Below are 9648 nucleotides of genomic sequence, written 5' to 3' on the forward strand. Positions count from 1 at the left end.
CGCCATTGGAGGCGCGAACAGGCGTCAGTCGCTGTTCATCACGCCCAGCAGATGCAGCAGGCTGGTGAAGAGGTTGTAGATCGAAACGTACAGCGTGACGGTCGCCATGATGTAGTTGGTTTCGCCGCCGTGGATGATGGCGCTGGTCTGATACAGGATCAGGCCGGACATCAGCAGCACGAACATCGCCGAAACGGCCAGCGACAGTGCCGGCATCTGGAAGAAAATCGCCGCCAGACCGGCCAGGAACGCCACCAGGATGCCGACCATCAGGAAGCCACCCATGAAGGAGAAATCCTTGCGGGTGGTCAGCGCATAGCCCGACAGGCCGAGGAAGATCGCAGCCGTGCCGCCCATGGCCTGCATCACAACCATGCCGCCGTTGGGCAGTGCCAGGTAGTACGACAGGATGGGGCCGAGGGTGTAGCCCATGAAGCCGGTCAGCGCGAACACGGCGAAGATGCCGCCGGTGCTGTTGCGCAGCTTGGTGGTCAGGAACAGCAGACCGAAGTAACCGACCAGCGTCAGGATCATGCCCGGATGGGGCAGGCCCAGCGCCATCGACATGCCGGCAGTGACGGCCGAGAAAGCCAGCGTCAGCGACAGCAGGATGTAGGTATTGCGAATGACCTTGTTGGTGGCAAGCACCGACGTTTCGCTGCGGTTGCCCGGAATGGTGCGATCGATCATGGAATCACTTCCTCCTGATGTTAGTCAGTTCTGCTGGCGCGACGGGGTCGGCCATGTGCTCACTAAGACCGAGCGATGATAACCGAGTTCCGCGTCATTTCTACGCTCGCCGCCCGTGGATGACCAACGCAATGCCGCCCAGTGTGACAACCGAGGCCAGTACCAGGCGCAAGCTCAACGGCTCGGCGAGCAACACCACGCCGCCGAGCGCGGCGAGCGCCGGCACGCTGAGCTGAACGGTCGCCGCTGCCGTACCGCTGAGGCCACGCAGCGCCGCATACCAGATGGCGTAGCCGACGCCCGACGCCAGCGCACCGGAGAGCGCGGCCAGCACTGCCCCAAACCCATCGACGGCGAGCCACGGCAGGGCCAGCAGGGCTGCAACCAGCGCCATCGGCACGCTGCGCAGGAAATTGCCGGCGGTCGTGGCCAGCGGGTCGGTGTTGCCGCGCCCGCGCAGTGAGTACACACCCCAGGCCATGCCGGCCAGGACCATCAACACCGCTGCCAGCCACGGCGGCGCCGTGGCGCCGGGCGCCACCAGCGCGACCAATCCACCGATCGCCAACGCGAAGCCAAGGCATTGCCATGAGCCGAAACGCTCCCCACGCCACAGCGAGTAAAGAATCATCGTGGCCTGGACGGAACCGAACAACAGCAGCGCACCGGCACCGGCCGACAGGCCGACGTACGCGTATGAAAAGGCAATCGCGTAGGCAAACAACGCTGCCGCGGAGCGCCAGTCGCCATGTGACTGATGGGCCACGGAAGTGCGCAAACGCAGGATCACCCACAGCATCAAGGCGCCGGAAAGCATGCGGATCAACGTGAAGGAAGCGGGGTCGATGGCCGTGTCGCGCAAGGCCAGACGGCACAGCAGGGAGTTCGCAGCGAAAGCGGCCATCGCCAACGCGGTCAGCGCAAGGATGCGAGCCATGCGACCTCCGGGGGAAGCGTGATGCCTGTTGCCGCGAATGCTATCATCCGGCCCCTGCAGCGCCGGGCCTGATGAAATGAATTCGAGTGGTGCCGGGAGAGGGACTCGAACCCTCACGCTGTTGCCAGCGGCGGATTTTGAATCCGCTGCGTCTACCGATTCCGCCATCCCGGCCGGGAAAGAGCCGCGTATTATCCATGCCCCAGCCCCGAGCGGCAATACGATGCCACTGACTCTCGAAGATTTCGACTATCCGCTGCCGCCGGAACGCATCGCGCAGCAACCGCTGCCCGACCGTTCGGCCAGCCGTTTGCTGCTGCTCGACGACGGCGCGCTTGAAGATCGCATGTTCCGCGACCTACCCGTGTTGATCGAACCGGGCGACCTGCTGGTGTTCAACGACACGCGCGTCATCCATGCACGCCTGCTCGGCACCAAGCGCGATACCGGCGGGCGCGTGGAAGTGCTGGTGGAGCGCGCCATCGGCACGCACGAGGCGCTGGCCCAGGTGCGCGCAAGCAAATCCCCCGCCGCGGGCACCGTTCTGAATTTGGCCGACGCCTTTGACGTCACCGTCGTGGGCCGCGTCGGCGAGTTCTTTCATCTGCGCTTTCCGGCGGATGAAGATCTGTTCACGCTGCTCGAACGTCACGGCAAGGTGCCGCTGCCGCCCTACATCGAACGCGCCGCCGACGACACGGACGAATCGCGCTACCAGACTGTATATGCCCGCGAGCCAGGCTCGGTGGCGGCGCCTACCGCCGGCCTGCATTTTGACGAAGCCATGCTCGAACGCCTGCGCGAACGCGGCGCCGGCATTGCCTACGTCACGCTGCACGTGGGCGCCGGCACCTTCCAGCCGGTGCGTGTGGACGACCTCGGCGAGCATCGCATGCACCGCGAGCGCTACGTCATCCCGCGCGACACGGTGGAAGCAATTCGTCGCACGCACGCCGCCGGCAAGCGTGTGATCGCGGTCGGCACCACCAGCCTGCGTGCGCTGGAAGGTTCGGCCCAGGACGGCACGCTGTGCGCAGGCGCGGACGATACCGGCATCTTCATCCTGCCGGGTTTCCGCTTTCAGGTCGTCGATGCACTGATCACCAACTTTCACCTGCCCAAATCGACGCTGATGATGCTGGTGTCGGCCTTTGCCGGCATGGAGCCAATCCGCCGCGCCTACGCTCATGCCATCGCCCATGAATACCGATTCTTCAGCTACGGCGACGCCATGTTCATCGCCCACCGCAACGATGCAGTTTGATCTTCTCGCCACCAGCGGCGCAGCCCGCCGCGGCCGCCTGACGCTTGCCCACGGCACGGTTGAAACGCCGGTATTCATGCCGGTCGGAACCTACGGCACGGTCAAGGCCATGACGCCGCAGATGCTCAACGACATCGGCGCGCAGATCTGCCTCGGCAACACCTTCCACCTGTGGCTGCGCCCCGGCCTGGAGGTGATCACGGCGCACGAAGGCCTGCACCGCTTCATGGCGTGGGACAAGCCGATCCTCACCGATTCGGGCGGCTTCCAGGTGTTCAGCCTCGGCGCGCTGCGCAAGATCACCGAAGAAGGCGTGAAGTTCGCCTCGCCCATCGACGGCGCAAAGCTCTTCCTCACGCCGGAAGAGTCGATGCGCATCCAGACGGTGCTCAATTCCGACATCGTCATGATCTTCGACGAATGCACGCCCTATCCGGCCACGCGCGACGAGGCTGCCAAATCCATGCAGCTGTCGCAGCGCTGGGCACGTCGCTCGCGCGACTCTTTCGACGCGCTCGGCAACACCAATGCGCTGTTCGGCATCGTCCAGGGCGGCATGTATGAAGACCTGCGCGACGAGTCGCTGGCCGGGCTCGAAGCGATCGGCTTTCCCGGCTACGCCATCGGCGGCCTGTCGGTCGGCGAGCCCAAGGAAGACATGCGTCGCATCCTGGCCCACACGGCGCCGCGCCTGCCTGCCGACAAGCCGCGTTATCTGATGGGGGTCGGCACGCCGGAAGATCTGGTCGCCAGCGTCACCGCCGGCATCGACATGTTTGACTGCGTGATGCCCACCCGCAACGCTCGCAACGGCTGGCTGTTCACGCGTTTTGGCGACGTCAAGATCAAGAACGCCTTCCACAAGGCCGACACGAGCCCGCTCGACGCAAGCTGCGACTGCTACACCTGCCGCAACTTCAGCCGAGCCTATCTGCACCACCTGCATCGCACCGGCGAAATCCTCGGCAGCATGCTCAACACCGTGCACAACCTGCACTACTACCAGACGCTGATGCGCGAACTGCGCGAAGCGATCGAGCAGGACGATCTGGCCGGCTATACGCTGCGCTTCCACACCGAACGTGGGCGAGGCGCCGGATCCCCCGGAATCCCCTGACGTCCCGCGCAAATTCATGTTGCTATAATGCCCCGTTCGACAACCTCACCCGGAGACTAGAGTGTTCATTTCCAACGCATATGCGCAGGCGGCCGAGTCGGCCACCGGCGGCCTCATGGGCCTGCTGCCGCTCGTCCTGATGTTCCTGATCCTTTGGTTCCTGATGATTCGCCCGCAAATGAAGCGCGCGAAGGAGCACAAGGCCATGGTTGCCGCGCTCGCCAAAGGCGATGAAGTCATCACCCAGGGCGGCATGGCCGGCCGTATCTCCGAAATCGACGAGAACTTCGTGCACCTCGAAGTGGCCGACAAGGTCGACATCGTCATCCAGCGTGGCGCCATCGCCACCGTTCTGCCCAAGGGCACGCTGCGCGCAGTCTGATGCCGCATCACGCCGCGCGCGGGCAATCGCCGCGCGCGGCGCTCTCCGCTGCGGCCTACATCGCCGCGCCAAGCTTCCGACACGAGTCCTGACCACCTCATGAACCGTTACCCGCTCTGGAAGAACATCCTGATAGGCCTGGTGCTGCTGTTCGGCCTGATCTATACCATCCCGAACTTCTATGGCGAGGTGCCCGCCGTTCAGGTCTCCAGCGGCAAGGCCACGGTTCAGCTCGACAGCTCGCTGATCCCGCGCCTGACCGAGACGCTGACCACCGCCGGCATCCCGCCGACGGCGACCTTTGCCGACGAGAACAGCATCCGCTTCCGCTTCGGCGGTACTGAAGATCAGCTGCGCGCGCGCGACGTGATCGAGCGGCAGCTCAATCCGGATCCGTCTGACCCGTCGTACATCGTCGCGCTCAACCTGCTGCCGGCCACACCGAACTGGCTCACCTCCATCAACGCCCTGCCTATGTACCTCGGCCTGGACCTGCGCGGTGGCGTTCACTTCCTGATGGAAGTCGACATGGCAGGTGCGGTGACCAACCGCCTAGACTCCACCTCCGGTGATCTGCGCACGCTGCTGCGCTCCGAGCGCGTACGTCACGCCGGCATCGGCCGCGAGGGCAACAGCGTGGTCCTGAGCTTCCGCGACGCAGATCAACGCGAAGCCGCCCGCCGCGCAATAAGCTCCGAGTTGAGGGACCTGCAACTTTCAGACCGCGATCTTGGCGAAACTGATCTGCGCCTGGTGGCCACCCTGCTGCCGACCGCCGAGCAGACGATTCGCGAGTTCGCGATGACGCAGAACATCACCACGCTGCGCAACCGCATCAACGAACTCGGCGTCGCCGAACCCATCATCCAGCAGCAAGGCGCCAACCGCATCGTCGTTCAGCTGCCGGGCGTGCAGGACGTCGCGCGCGCCAAAGACATCCTGGGCCGCACTGCGACCCTGGAAATCCGCATGGTGGACGACTCACCCGGCGCGCTCGAAGATGCGCTCGCCGGTCAGGTGCCCTTCGGCACCGGGCTTTACACTGAACGCGGCGGCAGCTCGCTGCTGGTCAAGAACGACGTTGTGTTGACCGGTGACCGGCTGACCGACGCCCAGCCCGGCTTCGATGGCCAGAACAATGAACCGGCGGTGTTCCTGACGCTCGATTCGGCCGGCTCGCGCATCTTCCGCGACGTGACTCGCGACAACGTCGGCAAACGCATGGCCATCCTGCTCATCGAGAAGGGCAAGGGTGAAGTCGTGACTGCGCCGGTGATTCGCACCGAGATCGGCGGCGGACGCGTTCAGATTTCCGGCCGCATGACGGTTGATGAAGCCAACAACGTCGCGCTGCTGTTGCGCGCCGGCAGCCTTGCCGCACCGATGGAAATCATCGAGGAACGCACGGTCGGCCCCAGCCTCGGCGCCGAAAACATATCCAAGGGCTTCAATTCGGTGCTGTGGGGCTTCGTCGCCATCGCCGTGTTCATGATCATCTACTACACGCTGTTCGGTCTGGTTTCGGTGATTGCCCTGACGGCGAACCTCGGCCTGCTGATTGCGCTGCTGTCACTGCTGCAGGCCACCCTGACGCTGCCCGGCATCGCCGCCATGGCGCTGACGCTGGGCATGGCCATTGATGCCAACGTGCTGATCAACGAGCGCATTCGCGAAGAGATCCGCAACGGGGTGAGCCCGCAGGCGGCCATCACCGCCGGTTACGAGCGCGCCTTCGGCACCATTCTCGACGCCAACGTCACCACACTGATCGCAGGCATCGCATTGCTGGTCTTCGGTTCCGGACCGGTGCGCGGCTTTGCCGTGGTGCATTGTCTGGGCATCATGACGTCGATGTTCAGCGCCATTCTGGTTTCGCGCATGCTCGTGAACTTCATCTACGGCCGCCGTCGCAAGCTCGACAAACTGGCGATCGGCTAACCCGGACAAGCAGAGGTCGTAGTCATGGAACTGTTCAGAATCAAGAACGACATCCCCTTCATGCGCCATGCGCTGAAGTTCAACATCATTTCGCTGGTCACTTTCCTGCTGGCCGTGCTGTTCATCGTGACGCGCGGGCTGAACCTGTCGGTGGAGTTCACCGGCGGCACGCTGGTCGAGGTCAATTACGCGGAGCCCCCGCGCATCGAGGAAATCCGTCAGGCGCTGGCCCAGGACGGCTACCCCGATGCCCAGGTGCAGAATTTCGGAAGCTCGCGTGACATCCTCGTGCGCCTGCCCAACCGCGACGACCTCGACACCAATCGGGTGTCCGAGCAAGTACTGGCGACGCTCAAAGGCATCGACGGGCCTGAGCCGAATCTGCGTCGCGCCGAATTTGTCGGGCCGCAGGTCGGCGAAGAACTGGCTGCGGACGGCGGCATGGCGCTGCTCTTCGTGCTGGTCGGCATCATGGCCTATCTCGCAATGCGTTTCGAATGGCGCTTCTCGCTGTCGGCCATCGTTGCCAACATGCACGACGTGATCATCATCATCGGCTTCTTCGCATTCTTCCAGTGGGAGTTCTCGCTCGCCGTGCTGGCTGCAGTGCTTGCCGTGCTGGGCTATTCGGTGAATGAGACCGTGGTCATCTTCGACCGTGTCCGCGAGACTTTCCGCAAGCGCCGCGGCATGAGCACACCGGAAGTCATCGACCACGCCATCACGCGTACCATGTCGCGCACTGCGATCACGCACGGCAGCACCTTGATGGTGGTCCTGTCGATGCTGATCTTCGGCGGCGAGACACTGCACTACTTCGCGCTGGCGCTGACCATCGGCATCGTGTTCGGCATCTACTCGTCGGTGCTGGTTTCCAGCCCGCTCGTGATGTGGCTTGGCGTGTCACGTGAGCAGTTCGTGAAGCCCAAGAAGGACAAGGAAGAAGCGGTCGTCTGAGCGCAGGACGCTCACCCAACAAAAAGCCCCGCATGCGGGGCTTTTTGTTGGCGTGGTGCAGTTCAGACCGCGAAGTGGTGCTTCACCCGCAAGGTCTCATTGCGCTCGATCAGGCCGAACAGCCTGTCGATGTTTGGGTGCTTGCCTGGGTTCGCACGCGCGTCTTCGGTGTGCTCGGCATACAGTTCCAGCCCCTTGCGCGCCGCATCGGGCGTAATCGCGCCATGCAACTGCGCCAGATGGTTGAAAACCACGAGAGAACCCGCCTGGCCGGGCTTGTTCTCGATCAGCGCCAAAACATCGTCGTTGTCATCCAGCAACTCGATCGAAGCCAGATGCGACACCTTGGGCATTTGTTTGAGGTGTTCTGCAAAACTCATTTGTGCGTCCGTAACCTGGTTCTGGATCAGATCCGGCGAGCCAACTCGGCAGCCTTGCCGATATAGCTGGCCGGAGTCATTTCAAGCAGGCGGCGGCGTTCCGACTCCGGAATAGCCAGCTGCGCAATGAAGGCCTGCAGCGCTTCGCGCGTGATGCCCTTGCCGCGGGTCATGGCCTTGAGTTGTTCGTAGGGGTTCTCGATGGCAAAACGACGCATCACGGTCTGCACCGGCTCAGCGAGCACTTCCCAGCTCTCGTCCAGATCCGCGGCAATCTTCGCCGGATCGGCCTCAAGCTTGCTGATGCCCTTGAGCATGCTGTCGAGCGCCAGCACCGTATGGCCGAAGCCGACGCCCATGTTGCGCAACACCGTCGAATCGGTCAGATCGCGCTGCATGCGCGAAATCGGCAGCTTCTCCGAAAAATGGCGCAACACTGAGTTTGCGACACCGAAGTTGCCCTCGGCGTTCTCGAAGTCGATCGGGTTGACCTTGTGTGGCATGGTCGAAGAGCCGACCTCGCCCTCCTTCAGCCTTTGCTTGAAGTAGCCCAGAGCGATGTACATCCAGATATCACGGCAAGCGTCGATGAGGATCGTGTTGCAGCGGCCAATGGCATCAAACAACTCGGCCATCGCGTCATGCGGTTCGATCTGGATGGTGTAGGCGTTGAACTCCAGGCCCAGAGATTCGATGAAGCGTTGATTGAAGCCTTCCCAGTCAAACTCGGGCCAGGCCGACAGGTGAGCGTTGTAGTTGCCAACCGCCCCGTTGAACTTCGCCGTCAGCGAAACCGCCGCAATCGAACGACGTGCACGCTCGAGTCGGGCCACAATGTTGGCGAGTTCCTTGCCCATGGTAGAAGGGCTGGCCGGCTGGCCGTGCGTACGCGACAGCATCGGCACGTCCGCCAATGCATGAGCGTGCGCCCGCAGCGCAGCCGTGACACGATCCAGCACCGGAAGCAGTACCAGGTCGCGCCCTTCACGCAGCATCAGCGCGTGCGAGGTATTGTTGATGTCTTCCGAAGTGCAGGCGAAGTGAATGAACTCAGACACCTTCATCACTTCGTCGTTGTGCGCGAGACGACGCTTGAGCCAATACTCCATCGCCTTCACGTCGTGGTTGGTCACCGCTTCGATGTCCTTCACGGCTTCACTGTCAGCCGGCGAGAAAACAGCCATCACGGCATCTAGCTCATCGACGGCTGCAGCCGAAAAGGCAGGAATCTCCACCAGACTGGACTCTGCCGCAAGGGCCTTGAGCCACTCGATCTCAACGCGCACGCGATTGCGGATCAAACCGTGCTCGGAAAAATGCTCACGCAGGGCGGCGACGCGGCCTTCATAGCGGCCATCCAGCGGAGACAGCGCGGTCAGCGGGGAAACGGACATGACGGTACTTCCGGAGAAAAGCTGGTATTTTACAGCCCAATGCCTCCACTTCGGCAGGCAATCCACTGACCGGTCCCGAACCACATGAAGCGATGAGCAATTCGAACACGCATTCGATGCAGATTTCCGTGATAGCCGAGTACCTTCCCGGCCAGTCCAATCCAGATGCGAAGCGCTACACATTCGCGTACCACATCACGATCACCAACACCGGCACACAAGCGGCCAAACTTCTCAGTCGTCACTGGATCATCACCGACGGCGGAGGTCAGGTCGAAGAAGTGCGGGGCGATGGCGTCGTCGGCGAACAGCCTGAACTGGCGCCCGGCGAGCACTACCAATACTCCAGCGGAGCGGTACTCGAAACTCCGGTTGGCAGCATGCGCGGAAGCTACCAGTTCCTTTCATCAGACGGTGTTTCGTTCGCTGGCGTGATTCCGGTCTTCACGCTTGCGATGCCACGGGCGCTGAACTGACTGTGTTTCGGTTGCGGTGGACGCAAAAAAGCCCGCTCGATTTGAGCGGGCTTTTTGCATATGGGGTTAGTCTGACGATGACCTACTTTCACACAGGTATCTGCACTATCATC

General features: G+C 62.8%; 10 protein-coding genes and 1 tRNA gene. 6 read left to right on the forward strand and 5 right to left on the reverse strand.

The window, feature by feature from the left end; genetic code table 11:
- Nucleotides 1-24 precede the first annotated feature (24 nt).
- The 3 genes from AC6H0N_RS13220 to AC6H0N_RS13230 all read right to left on the reverse strand — a co-directional run bounded on the left by AC6H0N_RS13220 (nucleotide 25) and on the right by AC6H0N_RS13230 (nucleotide 1801).
- A complete protein-coding gene (locus AC6H0N_RS13220; protein ID WP_497574578.1) occupies nucleotides 25-690 on the reverse strand; it encodes a Bax inhibitor-1/YccA family protein in 666 nt (221 codons plus the stop codon).
- A 100-nt stretch (nucleotides 691-790) separates the two neighbouring features.
- Nucleotides 791-1627, reverse strand: a complete 837-nt coding sequence (locus AC6H0N_RS13225) for a DMT family transporter (protein WP_497574579.1) — start codon at nucleotides 1625-1627, stop codon at nucleotides 791-793.
- 87 nt (nucleotides 1628-1714) lie between these two features.
- Nucleotides 1715-1801, reverse strand: a tRNA-Leu gene (locus tag AC6H0N_RS13230).
- Nucleotides 1802-1850: 49 nt separating this feature from the next.
- Between AC6H0N_RS13230 and queA the strand changes: the two genes are divergently transcribed.
- The 5 genes from queA to secF all read left to right on the forward strand — a co-directional run bounded on the left by queA (nucleotide 1851) and on the right by secF (nucleotide 7285).
- Complete coding sequence (gene queA, locus AC6H0N_RS13235) at nucleotides 1851-2891, forward strand: tRNA preQ1(34) S-adenosylmethionine ribosyltransferase-isomerase QueA (RefSeq protein ID WP_497574580.1); 1041 nt, start codon at nucleotides 1851-1853, stop codon at nucleotides 2889-2891.
- Nucleotides 2881-4008, forward strand: coding sequence for a tRNA guanosine(34) transglycosylase Tgt (tgt, locus tag AC6H0N_RS13240; RefSeq protein ID WP_497574581.1), 1128 nt, complete (start codon nucleotides 2881-2883; stop codon nucleotides 4006-4008). The genes queA and tgt overlap by 11 nt, the downstream gene beginning before the upstream one ends.
- A 61-nt stretch (nucleotides 4009-4069) precedes the next feature.
- Nucleotides 4070-4390, forward strand: coding sequence for a preprotein translocase subunit YajC (gene yajC / locus AC6H0N_RS13245; protein WP_497574582.1), 321 nt, complete (start codon nucleotides 4070-4072; stop codon nucleotides 4388-4390).
- Between the two features lie 99 nt (nucleotides 4391-4489).
- Entirely contained in the window at nucleotides 4490-6328 is a 1839-nt protein-coding gene (gene secD, locus AC6H0N_RS13250; RefSeq protein WP_497574583.1) for a protein translocase subunit SecD, read from the forward strand.
- Nucleotides 6329-6352: 24 nt separating this feature from the next.
- Nucleotides 6353-7285: a protein translocase subunit SecF gene (secF, locus tag AC6H0N_RS13255; protein ID WP_497574584.1), complete on the forward strand. Its 933-nt coding sequence runs from the start codon at nucleotides 6353-6355 to the stop codon at nucleotides 7283-7285.
- A 62-nt stretch (nucleotides 7286-7347) separates the two neighbouring features.
- On the opposite strand, the gene AC6H0N_RS13260 is transcribed toward secF, so the two are convergent.
- Nucleotides 7348-7665 (reverse strand): DUF2322 family protein, encoded by a 318-nt coding sequence (locus tag AC6H0N_RS13260; RefSeq protein WP_497574585.1) that lies wholly within the window; start codon nucleotides 7663-7665, stop codon nucleotides 7348-7350.
- Between the two features lie 26 nt (nucleotides 7666-7691).
- Nucleotides 7692-9059, reverse strand: coding sequence for an adenylosuccinate lyase (gene purB / locus AC6H0N_RS13265; RefSeq protein ID WP_497574586.1), 1368 nt, complete (start codon nucleotides 9057-9059; stop codon nucleotides 7692-7694).
- 92 nt (nucleotides 9060-9151) lie between these two features.
- On the opposite strand from purB, the gene apaG reads away from it, so the two are divergent.
- Nucleotides 9152-9535: a Co2+/Mg2+ efflux facilitator ApaG/CorD gene (gene apaG / locus AC6H0N_RS13270; RefSeq protein ID WP_497574587.1), complete on the forward strand. Its 384-nt coding sequence runs from the start codon at nucleotides 9152-9154 to the stop codon at nucleotides 9533-9535.
- Nucleotides 9536-9648: the final 113 nt, after the last annotated feature.

The organism is Pseudazoarcus sp. NS34, from assembly GCF_059703725.1.